Source organism: Streptomyces sp. NPDC005784 (assembly GCF_042871525.1).
Lineage (GTDB): Bacteria > Actinomycetota > Actinomycetes > Streptomycetales > Streptomycetaceae > Streptomyces.
The window spans coordinates 109,232-126,762 of record NZ_JBIAIQ010000003.1; the positions used below are offsets into that span (position 1 = coordinate 109,232).

Below are 17,531 nucleotides of genomic sequence, written 5' to 3' on the forward strand. Positions count from 1 at the left end.
CGCTTCACAGGTCCGCCATCAGGAGACCGCTCAGGTCCCCGGCGGCTCCGGCGTCCAGCGCCTGCTCAGCCCAGATGATCTTGCCTCGGTCGGTGTACCGGGTCCCCCAGCGGCGGGACATCTGCGCGACGAGGAACAGACCACGGCCCCCCTCGTCGGTGAGGGTTGCGCGGCGCAGGTGCGGGGAGGTGCTGGTGCCGTCGGCGACCTCGCAGATCAGGCTGTCGCGGTCGCGCAGCAGCCGCAGACTGATGGGGCCCCCTCCGTACCGGATGGCGTTCGTCACCAGTTCGCTGACAATCAGCTCGGTCGTGAAGGCGGCCTCGCCGAGCCCCCAGGCTTCCAGCCTGCGGGTGGCCTCGGCGCGGATCCGGGGGACGGCCGCGGGGTCGTCGGGTACCTCCCATTCCCCGACCTGTTCCGGGTCGAGCAGCCGGGTGCGCGCGACGAGCAGGGCGACGTCGTCACTCGCCCTGGTGTGCAGCATCGCGTCGAGCACCACCCGGCAGGTGTCGTCCGGGGTGGCGCCGTCCGTATCGGCGAGCGCTTCCTTCAGCATGCCGAGCCCGATGTCGATGTCGCGGCCGCGGGCCTCGACCAGGCCGTCGGTGTAGAGGACCAGCCGGCTGTCGGCGGCCAGCCGGAGTTCGGCCGTCTCGACCGGCAGACCTCCTCCCACGCCGAGTGGCGGGGCAACGGGGATGTCGGGGAAGGTCACGGAGCCGTCGGGCGAGACCAGCGCCGGACCGGGATGACCGGCCCGGGCGAGAACACACCGCCCGGAGACCGGATCGTAGACCGCGTACAGGCAGGTGGCACCCGTGATGGCCTCGGTGTCGCCCACGGCTGCCGCGTCCTGGTCGATCCGGGTGATCAGGTCGTCCAGGTGCGCGAGAAGCTCGTCCGGAGGCAGGTCCAGGGCGGCGAAGTTGTGCACCGCGGTCCTCAGGCGACCCATCGTCGCGGCGGCGTGCAGACCGTGTCCGACGACGTCGCCGACCACCAGGGCCACCCGGGTCCCCGGCAGCGGGATGACGTCGTACCAGTCACCGCCCACTCCCGCCTGGGCGGGCAGGTACCGGTGCCCGACCTCCAGCGCCGACAGCTCGGGGAGCGTGCCGGGCAGCAGGCTGCGCTGGAGGGTGACGGCCGTGGTGTGCTCGCGGGTGTACCGGCGCGCGTTGTCGATGCACACGGCCGCCCGGGCGGCGAGTTCCTCGGCGGGGGACAGGTCGTCCGGCTCGAAGGGGTCCTGCTCGGAACGCCAGAACTCGACGACCCCCAGCAATTCGCCTCGGGCCCGGAGCGGCACCGAGATCATGGAGTGGATACCGAATTCGATGACCTCCTGGGCCCGCTCCGGGTCCTGGGCCCGCCATCCGTCGGCCATGGCGAGCTGCTCCACCAGGACCGGCCGGCCGGTGGTCACACCGATGACCACGGGGTTGCCGGGCACGTAGCGCATAAGCGTCCCGACATTGTGAAGGGGCGCGTCCTCGCGGATACCCGCGGCTGCGACACGGCGCATTTCCATACTCGCCCCCGTCGGCTCACCACCCTGCAGCACGGCCTCCACCAGCTCGACGGTGGCGAAGTCGGCGAAGCGCGGGACCGCCACCTCGGTCAGCTCCTCGGCGGTGCGTTTCATGTCGAGGGTGGTGCCGATCCGCGTGCTGGCCTCGTAGAGCAGTCGCAGGCGCCCGCCCGCCACGTCCGCCCGGCCCGCGAGGGCGCGCAGCTCCGTGGTGTCCCGCAGGGTGGCCACGCTGCCCCCCTGCAGGCCCACCGGCCGCACGCTGACCGCGAGCAGGATGTCCCCGGCCAGGAAGACCTTGTCCGTGGCCGCCCGACCCGATCCCAGCAGTCCGGCCAGGGCCGGGTTCAGCCCGAGTCCGGTGACCGGCCTGCCCTCGGCCTCCGGCGGTAGTGCGAGCAGCCGGCGGGCCTCGTCGTTGACCAGCAGCAGCCTTCCGTCACCGTCCAGAATGATCACGCCTTCACGGACCGCGTGCAGCACCGCGTCGTGATGCTCGTACATGCGGGTCATCTCCACCGGCCCCAGGCCCCCGGTCTGGCGCCGCAAGCGCCCGCTGACCAGTGCCGACCCACCCGCGGCCAGCAGCAGCGCGACACCACCGGAGGCGAAGATCACCGGCAGTTGGCGCTGCACCACACTGGTCACCTTGTCCACCGTGACCCCCACGGTGACGAGGCCGACCGCGGTCCCCTTCTCGTCGAAGACGGCCACCGTCGAGTCGACCGCCTTCCCCAGACTGCTGTCGAACGTGGTCTGGTGGGGTTCACCTTCGAGCGCCTGGCCGTAGGAGGTGGAGACGTGCTTCCCGATCTGGTCCGGGTCCGGGTGGGTCCACCGGAAGCCGTAGGGGCTCAGCGCCACGACGTAGTCGACGCCGGTCTTCTTGCGCACCGCCTCGGCATGTGGCTGGAGTGCCGCCGTCGGGTCATCGCTCTTCATCGCGTCCGCGGTGCCCGGGGCGTTCGCGAACGACTCGGCCGCCACCAGTGACCGGTCGGCGGCTTCCTGGATCGCGCGGTTTCGGTCCTGGATCACGAGCACCACCAGGGCCGTGGCGATGAGGAGCAGGACGACCACCAGTTGCAGCAGGAAGACCTGACCGGCGACGCTGCGCGGCTTCCGCCACGAGAGCACACGTCGGCCGGCCGAATGGTGACGGGCCTTCGGGCCGACTTCCGGCGGCCCGGCCTTCGGTGGCACGCGGTCGCCCCTTCGGCTCGCTGGGACGAATCGCCCGAGTTTGCCCATTTTCCCAGTATCAGTGACCGGCCCGGTCGGCGCGGCTCAGGACCGGCCGATCCCGGTTTCCCGAGCGGCGTCGTCACCGTCCCGACCCGACGACCGCACGATCTCGATCGCGCCCCGCCTGCACTCGTCCGAGTGCCGATTCGTGCCTTTTCCGCAGAGGCCGGCCGCCGGAACGGCCGACCGGGTCCGGCCCGCCGTTCGACGGCGGAGGTCCGGGGGCGAGCCCGGACGACTCGCCCCAGGGGAGGTCAGCTGTTGGCGTTGAGGACGGGGTAGTAGCCACTGGCGTGGCCGGTGGCGGTGGGGTGGTACGACTCCCAGCTCGGCGAGATCACCAGGGAGTGCAGCCAGCCGTCGCTGGAGCACAGCTCATGGCCGCCGAACGCGGTGCGGACGTCTCCGAAGACGAAGCCGTGGGCGGCGGCACGGCCGGCGATGACACTGTCGATGACGTCCGAAGCCTCGTCGATCTTGCTGTGCTTGGTGGCGCTGAGGCCGACGCAGAAGACGTTGAGCGTATACATGTGCGGGTAGCCCAGAACGACCACCTTGGCGTTGGGCGCCTTGGCGCGGATGGCGTCGTAGGTGGCGTCCAGGCGGGCGGGGAGGGTGTTCTGAGCGTAGCTCTCGGCCGTGTTCACCCGGTTGACGCAGTCGGTGTCCGAGCCGGTCGCGCAGGTGGTCATGACGTCCGAGAAACCGGCGTCGTTGCCGCCGATGGTGAGCGAGACGAGGCCGGTGGAGGAGTTCAGCGGGGCGAGCTGGCCGTTCGTGACATCCGTGGTGACCGCGCCGGAGCAGGAAGTGTCGGCGAACGAGGCCGGTGCGTGGGCGTTTTTCCACAGGTAGGGGTAGGCGCTGAGGCTGCGGTGGCAGCTTCCGCTCGAACTGTCGTAGTTCCCTGCGCCGTTGCCGGCCGAGTACGAATCCCCCAGCGCGACATAGGCCGACCCGGCGGCGTGCGCCGGTCCGGTCAGCACCAGGCCGAACATCATCGCGAGACCGAAGGCGACAAGCGTGGATCGCAATTTGACGCGTCTCACAGGACCTCCCTGAGCGGGAAAAGCTGGCCCTCATTTGGTACAACAGGCAACCACCTAACGGAAGTGTTCATGTCAAAACTGCTTCCGTATTCAACATCACGTTTAACGTCACGGAAACACGCACGGACGCCGGGCAAGGGAGAGGCGTGAGGCGAAACGAGTACCGCGACCGCAAGGTCGTGGCCCTCTCGGGTACCGCTGCCGCGAGTCGACGCAACCGCCGCTCCAGCCGCGAGCCCGCAGCTTCGTCACGCACCACACCAGAACCATCGCGGTGCGTGAGGGGCAACCGTCAAGGACAGGACCAACGGCACCCTGGAGGAGGGGGTGTGACGGCGGGAGAGGACGCGTGATGCGAAGCAGCGACGAGATCGGTGAACCGGGCCGCCGGGACCCGCGGGACCGGGCGGCAGGGGTGGACCGCATCGGCGCATCGCGCGCCGGCCGGATGCGGAACCCGCGAGCGGACCCGGCCTTCGGCCGGGGAGAACCCGTCGGCGTCCTCGGCCTGCCCCCGACGGCCCGCACAGCGGTGGCCTGGATCCCGCCCGCAGAGCTGTGGCCGCCGATCCAGGACATCCGCCGGGATTACGATCCGCAGATCCACCGCTGGCCGCCGCACGTCAATGTCCTCTTCCCCTTCGTGCCCGAGTCCGACTTCGAGCGAGCCGCCCCGCTGCTCGCCGCGGCGACGGCCGAGACGCCGGCCTTCGCCGCCCTGCTGGACGGGGTGCGGACCTTCCGGCACAGGGCATACGCCACCGTGTGGCTCGATCCGACGGCAGCCGGCAAGGCACCGTGGGAGGACCTGCACCACGTGTTGCGGCAGCGGTTTCCACTCTGCCGTGGGCGGGCCAAGAACTTCACTCCGCATCTGTCCCTGGGCCGGACCCGGGATCCGCGGCGCGTCAGCGCCGACTGCGCCACCCGCCTCGACGCCATGACGGCGACAGTATGGGAACTCGTCCTGCTCTCGCGCAGGGGTCAGGGGCCGATGCAGCCACGCGCAACGATCGCCCTGCGCACGGGCGAGGTCCGCCGGCTCCCCGCACCCGGCCTCGAAGCGCCCGGCCCGGAGGACACGGCATGGCTCTCCGAGATCTCCGACAGGTGAGCCACGGCCAGGTGTGGCGAAAGAGAAAAGATAACCACCAGCCGGTCACGCCGGACCCCTCGCCTCCGTATCACCGTACGGCCCGCACCGATCGGCGAGAGCTGATCGATCACGCGCCGTCCGGCCGTCGAGCGGAGCCTCGACGACCCACGCATAACGCGTGAAACTCGCCACAATCCACCCCATCCAAGCGAACCAATGCGTAAAAATGCTTCTTTGGAGCTGATTGTCCCCATTCGGCAACCAGCTCGAGGGATTCAACGACCAGCGGCATGGGAGAAGCGTTTGATCACCGTACGCAAGCGACGCACCGGGCTGATGGCTACGGCCGGCGCACTCGCACTCACGGCGCTGGGCGGTACCAGCTACGCGGCCACCAACGACACCGGGACTCACCCGGAAACGCAGGCACAGGCGAATCAGGCGGACACCCAGGACGCTTCCGACGCCCGAATAAAGATCACGCCCGGGCAGGTTCACGGCCTCGGGATCAACGACTCCGTGAGCGTCACCGTCAGCGACGGCAGGCTCACCAAGGTGACCATGACCGCCGTCGCGACCGGCACCGAGGTTCCGGGCACATTGTCCGCGGACGGCGCGTCCTGGAAGCCGAACGGCCCGCTGAAGCAGGCCACCCGATATCAGGTTGCCGCGGAGGCCGAGGACGCGAAGGGCCGCTCCGCCACCGAGAACGCCGCGATCTCCACGGTCTCCCCGGCCAACGACTTCCTCGGGCACCTCTCCCCCGAGAACGGCTCGACCGTCGGTGTGGGCATGCCGGTGACCTTCAACTTCGACAAGGCGATCGGCGACAAGGCCGCCGTGGAGTCGAAGGTCCAGGTCAGCTCCAGCAGCGGCGAGCAGGTCGTCGGTCACTGGCTCAACAGCAGCCGCCTGGACTTCCGCCCCGAGCACTACTGGAAGCCCGGCTCCACCGTCACCGTCACGATGAGTCTCGACGGCGTCCAGCAGACGGTCACGTTCAAGATCGGCCGGAGCCAGATCAGCACCGTCGACGCCAGGACGAAGCAGATGTCCGTCGTACGGGACGGCAGGACGATCAAGACCATCCCGATCTCGTCCGGCAGCGCCGAGCACCCGACGTACAACGGTCGGATGGTCATCTCCGAGAAGTACCGGCAGATCCACATGAACGGCGCGACCGTCGGCCTCACGGAGAAGGACGGCAAGCCCTCGTACGACATCAAGGCCGTACCGCACGCCATGCGCCTGACCGCCTCGGGCACGTTCATCCACGGCAACTACTGGGGCGCCGACTCGGTCTTCGGCAAGGTCAACACCAGCCACGGCTGCGTGGGCCTGAAGGACGTCAGGAACGCCGGCGACGGCAAGCAGCCCGCCGCGTGGTTCTTCGACAACTCGATGATCGGTGACGTCGTGATCGTCAAGAACTCCAGGGACAAGGCCACAGTGTCCCCGGACAACGGCCTCAGCGACTGGAACATGCCGTGGAGCGAGTGGGTCTCGGGCAGCGCGTCCAACTGACGCCACGCCACTCACCCATGTGAACCTGAACCCCTTCCGTCAGACGGCGGCCGACACATCGCCGACCGCCGCCCGCGGCGCCAAGGACGCTCGGACGGTCCTCACCCCGGGAAGTCCTTGAGCCAGGAAAACGCAACGAGGACCACGACCGTCAGGGTCGAGGTCCTCGTTCGTGTATCGCTACAAAGAGTGTCCGAGGGGCGAGTTGACCGCTGACGATACGGCCGTGATCGCGCAAGGGCGGTTCCGAGTGCAAGATCCTCCGGGCGCCACCATCTCCTCATGCGAACTGGTTGCCGCCGCCCGAGTGGCTGTTCGCGGACTGCTGGGAGAAGCTGCCGGCCGCGCGGCGGGCGCGAGTGATCAAGATGTCCCGCAGCACCTCACCGGCGGTGGACGCTGACGGCATAGCCGCCGCCGTCGTAAGGGTCAGCGTCCCAGGCGGCGAAGCGGTCGACGAGGGTGAGGCCGGCCGCGGCGCAGCAGTCGTCGTACTCCGGCAGGGTGATGCCGGGCGGCACCGGCAGGTGCGCCTCGTCCAGGCCGAAGCCGGCGACGATCAGACCGCCCGGGCGTAGGGCCGCGGCCAGGCGCTCGACCACCGCGGCCTCGGTGCCGGCAGCGAGCAGCGGGAAAACGTTTCCTGCGGCGACCACGAGATCGAAGTCCGCGGTGATGCCGAGCAGGGCCGGGTCGAACCTGGCCAAATCGACCTGGAACCAAGGCAGTCCCGGCGCCTTCTCCTGCGCCACTGCCAGCATCGACGCATCAAGATCCACCCCGACACAGTCGTACCCTTGCGCCGCAAGCCGGATCATGACCCGTCCGGTACCGCACCCGGCGTCCAGCACCCGCGCTCCGGAAGGCACGAGCGCCGCACAGAACCGCGCCTCACCGTGCACATCCTTCCCGCTACCGGCCAGGGCCGCGAACCGCGCAGCGTAGTCCTGCCCGGACGTCCCCCCGGTCAACTCCTCCCAACGGCTCATGGCGGCAAGCATAGGCGGACCGTGTGCCGCTCGAAGATGCGACTCAGCTTGCGGCACTGAAGGCCGTCGCAGAAAAACTCGGCGGTGGCTCCACGAGGACGCTGCGAAAGTGGGTGCAGCAGGACCGGATCGACTCCGGGCAGCGGCCGGGGACCATCACGCAGGAGTCCACAAAGCTCAAGCGGTCACGTTCGGGCGCCGGCTCGATCCCGCGTGCTCGCAGGACCTCCCATACCGTGGAAGGTGCGACCTTGATGCCGAGCACGGCGAGTTCGCCGCGGATGCGCCGATACCCCCAGGAGCTGTTCTCGCGGGCCAAGCGCAGGACGAGAGGCTGGATACTGCGACGGTCGGCGGCCTGGCAGGCCGCTTGCGACGGGAGGCGTCGGCGTGACGACGGCGCATGAGGTCACGGCGCCTGCGGGTGCCGATTAACTGCACTCGCGAGCCTGACCGGCCGCACCATCCGGCCCTTCGGCTCAGCCGGTCACGCGCTCGTCCTACTGGGTGCGAAAACGGACAGCGAAGGCCTGCATGTCTTTCTGGCCCGCAGCCAGCCCGCGCCCGTGGTGATCAGCACTTCTCCGGACGGTTCGCCGGGCTCCTGGACGGAGACCGGAACCATCCCGGCAGGAACATCGATCTCCTCCTTCCCGCTGCCCGAGGTCCCGGGGGCCGCGGTACGCGCCACCTGTACCCGGCCTGACGGCACCACCGTCGAATCCGCTGTCGTCTTCGTCTACAGCCCTGTGCACTGTGCAAGGCGCCACGGCGCCGACAACGGGCCCCGGCTGAGATACGACTACACGGCGCAGACGTTGTTCGCCGACGAGCTTGCAGCACGCCGCTTCGAGGCCGATCTGCTACGCCTGCGCGAGCTGACCGCCGGCACATCCGCTCCTCGGGTGAGCCCGGCACCAGGCACGACAGCAGCAGTCTCGGTGACATCGAGCAGCGTCGACCGCTGGGACGCCTATCTCGCGGACTGCCGCCTGATGATCGGGGCCCCCTTGACGGATCTCGCGTTCCGTAGCTTGCAGATCGACCTGCCGCAGGCGCCCTCGTCGCGGTGGATCGTGTCGGCGGTGACCGGTGGTGGGAGGGCGGAGGACGACGATCCGTACTAGGACGAGACGGATGACGCCGACCCGCTCACCACGAGCCAGCTTCTTGCCCCGTACATCGCGCCAGAACAGCGTTCCCGTTGCCGCACCTGGGCCCAGCGCTGGGTGGGGACGCTCGCCGCTTCTGAGACATCAGCCGCAGCACCGGTGCCGGTTCGGCTGCTCGTGACGAACCTGTACATCCAGCTCCTGGCCGCCGGAGCCTGGGACGAGAACGACCACAGCTGGCGCGCCGGCCTCAGCCGTCTCCTCGAAGCTCTCGGTTCCGAAGACGCACCGATCGAAGCAGCAACAAACTCCATCGGAGACCCGGCGCCGGCTGGACGCGACGGCGGCCGTGGTGATGACGCTGCTCGTCCAGGACGCCACCTTGACCGGCGGCGGTGAACACGACGTACTGGCTGCCCGCGCCTGGCGCTACAGCAAAGCGATGATCGCGCGTGCCGAGCCTGCTGAAGCGGAGGACCTGATGTTCCCGCCGGACCAGGCGCTCGCCCGCGTCGCGCCCTGGAGCGAGGTGGAGCGGCTCATCGCCCTGGCCCAGGAGGACGACCCCCACGCAGAGGTGATCGAGGAGTTCACCGCGGCAGGCTGGTCGGCCACGAATGAGGATGGGTTCTGGGAGATCACGGGTTCCTTCGGCAATCCGGTCCCGGCCGCGGCCAGAGCCGCCGAACGATTCGGGCGGCACCACCCGAACAGCGTGCTCGTCCAGGCCCGCAGCAGGAACCGCCCGGCATTCGTCGCCTGGGCCGCCCCCCCACCTGGTCCTGCTGAATCCCCCGGCGCGCGTCTGGCGCACCTACGAGATCCGTCCTCCGGCCACACCGGAATCACGGTTCAGCGGCGGCGACCTCTCCGTGGTGCCCGGTCGCGTCGGTGCCCCGACACCACTCGGGGCGGGCCCTCCGGATGCCCTCAAGAAGATTCTTGCCGAAGCGGGCCTGCCGTACCCGGCGTTGATCGGGCGCCTGTTCACCCTTGACGCGTGAGGGGAGGGCAGGAAGTCAGTACCGAGACACAGCCCTCGACGACACGCCTGCCCGACACCGGCCGGTCCGCCGAGCCCGCCTCTCAAGAGCCCGTCGTCCGGGGCGAGGACGAGTCGGCCCGGCACACCGCTTGACGGGAAAGAGATCACCGGCAGTCGGACCGCGAGCGACCCGGCGTGCAGGTGAACAGGCACGTACGTGGCCGGAGCTCGTCACATCTCCCGCGCAGGGCGGAATTCATGCGCGGGCAGCGGAAACCGGTCCCACAGAATCTCCGACCGGATCTCACCGGTGAGCACTGCGGTGAGGAACTGGGTCACGGTCATGTCGTAGCGCTCCCAGTCCTCTCCCGACTCGCTGTTGATCAAGGTAGGCCGAGAGTCGGGGTTGTCGGCCGACTGGACGAGCCAGTACAGGTACTCGCCGTTGTCCGTGGTCGCCCAGCAGATCAGGCGGTTGCCCCCGGATTCCATTTCCGCCGGCCTGTCCTCGAACTGCCACAGGGATTCGTTCGCTTCTTCGCGTTCGGCGCTGATCTTGACCAGGTCGTAGACGTCATTGGGACAGCCTGGCTCCAGCAGGAGCAGGTACTCGTCCAGGAGTCCGCCGCCGTAGGCTTCGACGAGCTCCCGGTAGTCCGTGGGGAGCGCCGTGCGCAGCTCGGCTTCGACGACCTCCCAGTCCCAGGAGCGCTCCAGCGCCGCGGGCCCGCGCAGGAGCTCGGCGAGCTGACTCAGTTCCGGACTCATTCGGCTTTCCCCTTCTCGTTGCCTTCTGCTCAGCGCTTGCGGTTCCAGATCGTGAATACGTTGGTTCCGCCCCCGGTGCTTCCGTGCGGGTACATCTGGAATCCCTTGTTGCCATGGGCCTCAATGGTCACCCCAAGGGGAAAGCCTCCTTGACCGCGCCGGTGTCAGCAAAGACGGCCACCGCGCAGTAGCGCGTGGAAGGAGAGCCCGCTCCCCGAAGCTCTCGGGATCACGATCGGTCACGAATACGCAGATGAGGACCGCGACCATTTGGTCGAGGCCCTCATCTGCGTATCGCTACAGCGAGTGTCAGCGAGTAAAGAGTGTCCGAGGGGGGACTTGAACCCCCACGCCCGATAAAGGGCACTAGCACCTCAAGCTAGCGCGTCTGCCATTCCGCCACCCGGACCAGGTGTCTGCCGCCTGGCCGGAGGTGTTCCCCGCGGCGACGTGGACAACAATACCAAGGTTTCGGAGTGCCTTTCACCTGCATATCCGGGCCTCCGGAGCGGGTCCGCGGGGCGGCGTGGGGGTGCGCCTACAGTCGCACCATGGGTGACTGGATGACTACCGGGGGTTTGCGGGAAGGGCGGCGGCCGAGGGCGCTGTCGCCGTTGCGGGAGCATCTGCGGGACACGTTCTGGTTCGCGCCCACCGCGGCCATGGTGCTGGTCTTCGTGGTGTGGGCGGCGGCGAACGCGCTCGACACCGCGATCGTCGAGTCGCTGCAGAAAGCGCACGACTACGACACCCTCGACGATCTGCTGCGTCTGGCCGACGACGCGAAGGCCGTGGTGACCGTGGTCAGCTCGGCGATGATGACGTTCATCGGCGTGGTCTTCAGCATCTCGCTGGTCGCCGTCCAGATGGCGAGCGGGCAGTTCAGTCCCCGAGTGGTGCGGATCTTCGTGCGGAGCCGGATCACCAAGGCCACGTTCGCCGTCTTCCTCGCGACCTTCCTGCTGTCGCTCCTGGTGCTGACCTCGTACGAGGGGCAGGCCGAAGCGCGGAACGTGACCTCGGTCCCCCTGGTCCAGTCGGTTCTGACGCTCCTGATGCTGGGGCTCAGCCTCCTGCTCTTCGTGCTGTACGTGAACCAGACCCTGCGGCTCATGCGCATCAGCCATGTCATCGACCGCATCACCCGCGAGGCGTTCAAGGTCGTCGCGCGGATGCCCGTGGCCCGCTCGTCCGGGGAGGAGAACGCGCTCGGGCCCGAGACCGCCCGGGTCGTCCACCACGGGCGGGCCGGTGTCCTGCGGGACGTGAACGTCGCCCGACTGGTGAAGGCGGCCCGGCAGCAGGGTGTCGTCCTGCGGCTGATCCCGCGGATGGGGGACTTCGTCGTACCGGGCACGCCGCTGCTCGCCGTGCACGGAGGTCCCGCCCCCGCGGGGCGGTCGCTCAGCTACACCGTGTCCGTCGGAGTGGAGCGCACCTTCCATCAGGACTTCGCCTTCGGACTGCGGCAGCTCTCCGACATCGGGCTGCGGGCGCTGTCGGCCGCGGTGAACGATCCGACCACGGCCGTGCAGGCGATCGACCGCATCGTGCAGTTCCTGGCCGCCGTCGCCGGCCGGCCCCTCGACGCGGCGCTCCATCGCGACCGGCGCGGGAAGGTGCGGCTCGTGCAGCCCGTGCCGGGCTGGACCGAGCTGGTCGATCTCGGGTTCGCCGAGATCCGGGGGTGCGCGGTGGGCAGCCCGCAGGTCACCCGGCGCATCATCGCCGGGCTCGACGATCTGGCCGGCATCGCTCCCGCCGACCGGCGTGAGCCACTGCTCCGGCATCGCGCGCTGCTCGTCGAGGCCGTCGAGCGCACCGTGCCCGAGGCATCGGACCGCGCCTTCGCACTGCGACCGGACCGGCAGGGCATCGGGTAGCCGACGCGACACCCCTGGTCGACGCGCTACCCCGCCCGGCAGGCGGCGCCCGATTACGGACGCCGCCCACTCTCACCTCACGAGGCTCACAGTGGTCACCGGGGTCACCGGGGTCACCCAGCTCACCCAGCCAGGCTCACGGCATCAAGTGGTACTCCGGGAAGTTCCCCGGCAACCGCTCCCCCGCCGGTCCCTGGGTCACCGCCCGTACCAGCAGTTCTCCGCCGACGAACGCGCCGCGCCACGACGCGCCGAAGCCGCCGAAGAGCTCGTCGCGGTCGCCCCGGGAGCGGGGCTTTCCGTGGCCGACCTTGAACGCGCGGATCTGCGGGGCCAGTCGGGTGTACGTCGCCTCGTCGTCCGTGGACAGCGTGGCGACCAGCGCGCCGTTCGACGCGTTCATCGCGGCGAGCAGTTCGGCCTCGGTGTCGACCAGGACGATGGTGTCGACCGGGCCGAAGGGTTCCGCGTGGTGCAGCGGTGAGGAGGGGGGCGGATTGAGGAGCGTGACGGGCTGGACGTACGCCGCCGTGTCCTGGCCGGGCAGGAACCGGGTGTCGGACAGCCTGCCGCGGTGCAGCGGGACGGCGCCCCGGTCGATGGCCTGGGCGACCTGGTCGTGCAGTTCCTTGGCCTTGGCCGCGTTGATGACCGGGCCGAAGTCCAGCGAGGGGTAGGGGTCGTCGGGGTTCTCGACGGCGAGGGGGTGGCCGATCCGCAGGGTGCGGACGGCCGGGAGGTACGCGGCGAGGAAGTCGTCGAACAGGGCGCGCTGGACGACGAAGCGCGGGTAGGCCGTGCAGCGCTGCTTGCCGTAGTCGAAGAGCTTGGGGACGACCGCCGTCAGCGCGTCCCAGTCGGTGTGGTTCCAGATGCCCCAGGTGTTGAGCCCCTCCTGTTCCAGGACATGCCGCTTGCCGAGGTCGGCGACGGCGGTGGCCACCGCGGCGCCGGTGTCCCGGCCGCCGACGAAGGAGACACAGCCGATCTCGGGCGCGCGCACGAGCGCCTCCGACAGCTCGCCACCGCTGCCGCTGACCAGAGTGACGGGGATGCCTTCGCGCACGGCGAGCGCGCAGGCCAGGGTGAGGCACGCGACGCCGCCGTCGGTCGGGGCCTTGGCGATGACGGCGTTGCCCGCCAGGGCCTGGACCAGCATCGCGTGGACGAGCACGCTCATGGGGTAGTTCCAGCTGGCGATGTTGGAGACGGGTCCGTCGAGCGGGGCGCGCCCCTCCACCATGGGTTCGATGCCGTCGACGTACCAGCGCACACCATCGATCGCCCGGTCCACGTCGGCCTGGGCCAGCCGCCAGGGCTTGCCGATCTCCCAGACCAGCAGGAGGGCGAGCAGTTCGCGGTGTTCGGTGAGGGCGTCGAGGGTCGCCGCCACGCGGGCCCGGCGTTCCGCGAGGGGCACATGGCGCCAGGCCCGGTGCTGGTCGAGCGAGGCGCGGACGGCCTGCCGGGCGGTGGCGCCGTCGAGCCGGGGCGGTCCCGCGACGGGGCTGCCGTCGACGGGGCTGGTGGCGGGCAGTGCCCGGCCGTCCGCCTGCCAGCCGGAGTTCCAGAGGTTGAGGACCCGGTCGTCGCGGAACGCCTCGGGGGCGACGGCGAGGCACCGCCGCCAGGCGTCGCTCCAGGACGTCCCGGACTTGAGGACAAGGGGGGTGGGATCGAGGGAATCGCTTTCGCGAGGGTTGGTGTCGAGGGTTGTCATGGGTGTCTCCGCTCTCGGTGCACAGTCGGGGGCGGGGGGCCCGGCTTCTGCCGGACGGCAGGTCGTACGGGCCCGCGCGAACAGTCGTCGCGTACGTAAGGGACGGTAGTGAGGTCGCACGACTTCCGGCAGTCACCTCAGGTCAACTATGAGTGACATCACTCCGGGTCGCAGGCTCGTGCAGCCGGGCCAGGACCAGCCGTGCCGTCTCCGTCGGGGTGCCGCCCACCTGCACTCCGGCCGCCTCCAGGGCCTTCTTCTTGGCCCCGGCGGTGCCCGAGGAGCCGGAGACGATGGCGCCGGCATGCCCCATGGTCCGGCCCTCGGGGGCGGTGAATCCGGCGATGTAACCCACGACCGGCTTGGTGATGTGATCGCGGATGAAGGCGGCCGCCCGCTCCTCGGCATCGCCGCCTATCTCCCCGATGAGAACGATCAGCTCGGTGTCGGGGTCGTCCTGGAAGGCCGTCAGGCAGTCGATGTGAGAGGTGCCGACGACGGGGTCTCCGCCGATGCCGACGCAGGTCGAGAAGCCGATGTCCCGCAGTTCGTGCATGAGCTGGTAGGTGAGGGTGCCGGACTTGGAGACCAGACCGACGCGTCCGGGCTTGGTGATGTCGGCGGGGATGATGCCCGCGTTGGACTGTCCGGGGGTGATGAGCCCGGGACAGTTGGGTCCGATGACGCGGGTGCCCCGGGTGGCGGCATGCGCGCAGAAGGCGACGGAGTCGTGGACGGGGATGCCCTCGGTGATGACGACGGCGAGTCCGATCCCGGCGTCGGCGGCCTCCAGCACGGCCGTACGGGCGAAGGCGGGTGGCACGAACACGACGCTCACGTCCGCGCCGGTCGCCTCGATTCCCTCGCGCACCGACCCGAAGACGGGGACGCCCGTGGGGGCGCTTCCCAGGCCCTCGGGGTGCTGGGGTACGTCGAACTCGACGGTCCGGCCCGCCTTGCGCGGGTTGACGCCGCCCACGACGTTCGTGCCGGCCGCGAGCATGCGACGGGTGTGTTTCATGCCCTCGGCGCCGGTCATGCCCTGGACGAGGACCTTGGACTCCTTGGTCAGAAAGATGGCCATGTCCCGCTCCTTCAGGTGGTGTCGGCCAGTCGGGCGGCAAGCCGGGCGGCTTCGTCCATGGTGGTGGCCTGGTGCACCAAGGGGTGCGCGCGTTCGCCGAGGACGGCGCGGCCCCGTGCCGCGTTGTTGCCGTCGAGCCGGACCACCAGCGGCTTGGTCGGCCGTACGGTGTCCAGGGCCCGCACGATCCCGTCGGCGACGGCGTCGCAGGCGGTGATCCCGCCGAAGACGTTGACGAGGACGGACCTGACGTCCGGGTCGGACAGGACGACGGAGAGGCCGTCGGACATGATCCGGGCGGACGCCCCGCCGCCGATGTCGAGGAAGTTGGCGGGGCGGGCGCCGCAGCCGGCGACCGCGTCGAGGGTCGACATGACGAGACCCGCGCCGTTGCCGATGACGCCGACCTCACCGTCCAGCTTCACGTAGTTGAGGCCCTTGGCCGCGGCCGCCGCCTCCAGCCGGTCGGTCTGCGTGGCCTCCTGCTCACCCCAACGCGCCTGGCGGAAGCGGGCGTTGTCGTCGAGGGTCACCTTGCCGTCGAGGGCCACGATCTGTCCCTGGGTGGTGCGGACGAGGGGGTTCACCTCGACGAGGAGGGCGTCCTCGCGCGTCAGTACCTGCCAGAGCCGTATGAGAATGTCGGCGGCCCGCGGTGGCAGGCCGGCCTCCCGTACGATCTCGGTCGCCTTCGCCGAGGTGACGCCTTCCGCCGGGTCGACGGGAATGCGCGTCACCAACTCCGGCCTGGTCGCTGCCACTTCCTCGATCTCCGTGCCACCCTCGGCGGAGGCGATCGCGAGGAAGCGTCCGGCGGATCGGTCGAGGACGTACGAGACGTAGAACTCGCTCTCGATGTCGACGGGTTGGGCCAGCATCACCGCCCGGACCGGGTGGCCCTTGATGTCCATGCCAAGGATCTGACGCGCTGTCCGCTCGGCGGCTGCGGGATCCTCGGCGAGCCGCACGCCGCCCGCCTTGCCGCGCCCGCCGGTTCTCACCTGGGCCTTGACGACGACCCGGCCGCCGAGCCCGCGGGCGATCGCGCGTGCCTGGCGGGGCGAGTCCGTGACCTCGGCGCGCGGCACCGGGATGCCGTGCTCCTCGAAGAGTTGCCGCGCCTGGTGCTCGTACAGGTCCATGATTCGGCTCCTGTCCTGAAAGTGGTGCACGACCCCTGGACATCACCCATCGGATGCGGGATAACAATCTTCATACAGTATTCGTCGACTGTATGCAATGTGCCGAACCTGGCCCACCGCCGGCTGTACCGGGGCGGCTCAAGGCAACGGACAAGTGAGGTGACCTGTGACGACCAAGGCTCTCGAAGGCATCCGAGTCCTGGACATGACGCACGTTCAGTCCGGTCCCTCGGCGACCCAGTTGATGGCATGGCTCGGCGCCGACGTGGTCAAACTGGAGGCGCCGTCCGGTGACATCACCCGCACCCAGCTGCGGGACATCCCGGACGCCGACTCCCTCTACTTCACCATGCTCAACAGCAACAAGCGCAGCATCACCCTCAACACCAAGACCGAGCGCGGCAAACAGCTCCTGACCGAGCTGATCCGCCGCTCCGACGTCATGGTGGAGAACTTCGGACCCGGCGCGATCGACCGCATGGGCTTCACCTGGGACCGTATCCGCGAGATCAACCCGCGGATCGTCTACGCCTCCATCAAGGGCTTCGGGGACGGCCCTTACACCGACTTCAAGGCGTACGAGGTGGTCGCGCAGGCCATGGGCGGCTCCATGGCCACCACCGGATTCGAGGACGGCCCGCCGATGGCCACCGGCGCCCAGATCGGTGACTCCGGAACCGGCGTCCACGCCGTCGCCGCCATCCTCGCCGCACTCCTCCAGCGCACCCGCACCGGACGCGGCCAGCGCGTCAACGTCGCCATGCAGCACGCCGTCCTCAACCTCTGCCGGGTGAAGCTGCGCGACCAGCAGCGCCTCGCGCACGGGCCGCTCGCCGAATATCCCAACGAGGACTTCGGCGACGAGGTCCCGCGCTCCGGCAACGCCTCCGGCGGCGGCCAGCCCGGCTGGGCCGTCAAGTGCGCGCCCGGCGGCCCCAACGACTACGTCTACGTCATCGTCCAGCCCACCGGCTGGAGACCGATCACGCGGCTGATCGGCCGCCCCGAACTCGCCGACGACGCCGAATGGGCCACCCCGCAGGCCCGGTTGCCCAAGCTCGCCAAGATGTTCCAGCTCATCGAGGAATGGACCACCACGCTGCCCAAGTGGCAGGTGCTGGAGAAACTCAACGCCCAGAGCATCCCGTGCGGGCCGATCCTGTCCACCAAGGAGATCATCGAGGACGCGTCGCTCGCCGCCAACGACATGGTGGTCGAGGTCGAGCACCCCGAGCGCGGCTCGTACGTCACCGTCGGCAGTCCACTCAAACTCTCCGACTCCCCCGTCGACATCACCGCCTCCCCGCTGCTCGGTGAGCACAACGAGGAGATATACATCGGCGAACTCGGCCTCGGTGACGAGGAATTGCGGCTGCTCAAGTCGGGCGGGGTGATCTGAG

The 17,531-nt window shown here is 69.5% G+C and carries 13 protein-coding genes, 1 tRNA gene and 1 pseudogene; 5 read left to right on the forward strand and 10 right to left on the reverse strand.

Annotation, left to right across the window (positions count from 1 at the left end; genetic code table 11):
• Positions 1-4: 4 nt before the first annotated feature.
• Both ACFYR3_RS05970 and ACFYR3_RS05975 read right to left on the reverse strand, forming a co-directional pair.
• A complete protein-coding gene (locus tag ACFYR3_RS05970) occupies positions 5-2,785 on the reverse strand; it encodes a SpoIIE family protein phosphatase (protein ID WP_389281697.1) in 2,781 nt (926 codons plus the stop codon).
• A 248-nt stretch (positions 2,786-3,033) separates the two neighbouring features.
• A complete protein-coding gene (locus ACFYR3_RS05975) occupies positions 3,034-3,780 on the reverse strand; it encodes an SGNH/GDSL hydrolase family protein (protein WP_356782096.1) in 747 nt (248 codons plus the stop codon).
• Between the two features lie 400 nt (positions 3,781-4,180).
• On the opposite strand from ACFYR3_RS05975, the gene ACFYR3_RS05980 reads away from it, so the two are divergent.
• Positions 4,181-4,942: a 2'-5' RNA ligase family protein gene (locus tag ACFYR3_RS05980; protein ID WP_389281699.1), complete on the forward strand. Its 762-nt coding sequence runs from the start codon at positions 4,181-4,183 to the stop codon at positions 4,940-4,942.
• Between the two features lie 285 nt (positions 4,943-5,227).
• The gene (locus ACFYR3_RS05985) at positions 5,228-6,448 is read left to right on the forward strand and encodes an Ig-like domain-containing protein (RefSeq protein WP_389281701.1); all 1,221 of its coding nucleotides are present in this window, start codon (positions 5,228-5,230) and stop codon (positions 6,446-6,448) included.
• 280 nt (positions 6,449-6,728) lie between these two features.
• Here ACFYR3_RS05985 and ACFYR3_RS05990 read toward each other — a convergent pair whose 3' ends face one another.
• The 3 genes and pseudogenes from ACFYR3_RS05990 to ACFYR3_RS06000 form a co-directional block, all read right to left on the reverse strand.
• The gene (locus ACFYR3_RS05990; protein WP_355849919.1) at positions 6,729-6,857 is read right to left on the reverse strand and encodes a hypothetical protein; all 129 of its coding nucleotides are present in this window, start codon (positions 6,855-6,857) and stop codon (positions 6,729-6,731) included.
• A complete protein-coding gene (locus tag ACFYR3_RS05995) occupies positions 6,832-7,437 on the reverse strand; it encodes a class I SAM-dependent methyltransferase (protein WP_356782095.1) in 606 nt (201 codons plus the stop codon). The genes ACFYR3_RS05990 and ACFYR3_RS05995 overlap by 26 nt, the downstream gene beginning before the upstream one ends.
• Positions 7,438-7,618: 181 nt before the next feature.
• Positions 7,619-7,842: pseudogene (locus tag ACFYR3_RS06000) on the reverse strand (integrase); the annotation flags it as partial.
• 161 nt (positions 7,843-8,003) lie between these two features.
• On the opposite strand from ACFYR3_RS06000, the gene ACFYR3_RS06005 reads away from it, so the two are divergent.
• Positions 8,004-8,564 carry a hypothetical protein gene (locus ACFYR3_RS06005; RefSeq protein WP_355849917.1) on the forward strand — a complete coding sequence of 187 codons (561 nt, stop codon included), beginning with the start codon at positions 8,004-8,006 and terminating at the stop codon, positions 8,562-8,564.
• Between the two features lie 1,201 nt (positions 8,565-9,765).
• Here the strand turns inward: ACFYR3_RS06005 and ACFYR3_RS06010 are convergent.
• Together ACFYR3_RS06010 and ACFYR3_RS06015 are read right to left on the reverse strand one after the other, a co-directional pair.
• Positions 9,766-10,302 (reverse strand): SMI1/KNR4 family protein, encoded by a 537-nt coding sequence (locus ACFYR3_RS06010; RefSeq protein ID WP_355849911.1) that lies wholly within the window; start codon positions 10,300-10,302, stop codon positions 9,766-9,768.
• Positions 10,303-10,626: 324 nt separating this feature from the next.
• Positions 10,627-10,711, reverse strand: a tRNA-Leu gene (locus tag ACFYR3_RS06015).
• 142 nt (positions 10,712-10,853) lie between these two features.
• Between ACFYR3_RS06015 and ACFYR3_RS06020 the strand changes: the two genes are divergently transcribed.
• On the forward strand, positions 10,854-12,185 hold the full coding sequence (locus ACFYR3_RS06020) for a DUF2254 domain-containing protein (protein ID WP_355849908.1): 1,332 nt from the start codon (positions 10,854-10,856) through the stop codon (positions 12,183-12,185).
• 136 nt (positions 12,186-12,321) lie between these two features.
• Here the strand turns inward: ACFYR3_RS06020 and ACFYR3_RS06025 are convergent, their stop codons facing one another.
• From ACFYR3_RS06025 to sucC, 3 genes are all read right to left on the reverse strand, one after another.
• Entirely contained in the window at positions 12,322-13,905 is a 1,584-nt protein-coding gene (locus tag ACFYR3_RS06025) for an aldehyde dehydrogenase family protein (protein WP_355849905.1), read from the reverse strand.
• 142 nt (positions 13,906-14,047) lie between these two features.
• A complete protein-coding gene (gene sucD / locus ACFYR3_RS06030; protein ID WP_355849902.1) occupies positions 14,048-14,989 on the reverse strand; it encodes a succinate--CoA ligase subunit alpha in 942 nt (313 codons plus the stop codon).
• A gap of 11 nt (positions 14,990-15,000) precedes the next feature.
• Entirely contained in the window at positions 15,001-16,131 is a 1,131-nt protein-coding gene (gene sucC, locus ACFYR3_RS06035; protein WP_355849899.1) for an ADP-forming succinate--CoA ligase subunit beta, read from the reverse strand.
• 166 nt (positions 16,132-16,297) lie between these two features.
• Here sucC and frc point away from each other — a divergent pair, with 166 nt between their 5' ends.
• Positions 16,298-17,530, forward strand: coding sequence for a formyl-CoA transferase (gene frc, locus ACFYR3_RS06040; protein WP_389281705.1), 1,233 nt, complete (start codon positions 16,298-16,300; stop codon positions 17,528-17,530).
• Position 17,531 lies beyond the last annotated feature (1 nt).

What these genes read in the sequence shown, in the direction of transcription:
- ACFYR3_RS05970 (WP_389281697.1), bottom strand. Translation starts at nt 2,785, where the DNA reads ATGGGCAAACTCGGGCGATTCGTCCCAGCGAGCCGAAGGGGCGACCGC.
- ACFYR3_RS05975 (WP_356782096.1), bottom strand. Translation starts at nt 3,780, where the DNA reads ATGATGTTCGGCCTGGTGCTGACCGGACCGGCGCACGCCGCCGGGTCG.
- ACFYR3_RS05980 (WP_389281699.1), top strand. Translation starts at nt 4,181, where the DNA reads ATGCGAAGCAGCGACGAGATCGGTGAACCGGGCCGCCGGGACCCGCGG.
- ACFYR3_RS05990 (WP_355849919.1), bottom strand. Translation starts at nt 6,857, where the DNA reads ATGCCGTCAGCGTCCACCGCCGGTGAGGTGCTGCGGGACATCTTGATC.
- ACFYR3_RS05995 (WP_356782095.1), bottom strand. Translation starts at nt 7,437, where the DNA reads ATGAGCCGTTGGGAGGAGTTGACCGGGGGGACGTCCGGGCAGGACTAC.
- ACFYR3_RS06010 (WP_355849911.1), bottom strand. Translation starts at nt 10,302, where the DNA reads ATGAGTCCGGAACTGAGTCAGCTCGCCGAGCTCCTGCGCGGGCCCGCG.
- ACFYR3_RS06020 (WP_355849908.1), top strand. Translation starts at nt 10,854, where the DNA reads ATGGGTGACTGGATGACTACCGGGGGTTTGCGGGAAGGGCGGCGGCCG.
- ACFYR3_RS06025 (WP_355849905.1), bottom strand. Translation starts at nt 13,905, where the DNA reads ATGACAACCCTCGACACCAACCCTCGCGAAAGCGATTCCCTCGATCCC.
- sucD (WP_355849902.1), bottom strand. Translation starts at nt 14,989, where the DNA reads ATGGCCATCTTTCTGACCAAGGAGTCCAAGGTCCTCGTCCAGGGCATG.
- sucC (WP_355849899.1), bottom strand. Translation starts at nt 16,131, where the DNA reads ATGGACCTGTACGAGCACCAGGCGCGGCAACTCTTCGAGGAGCACGGC.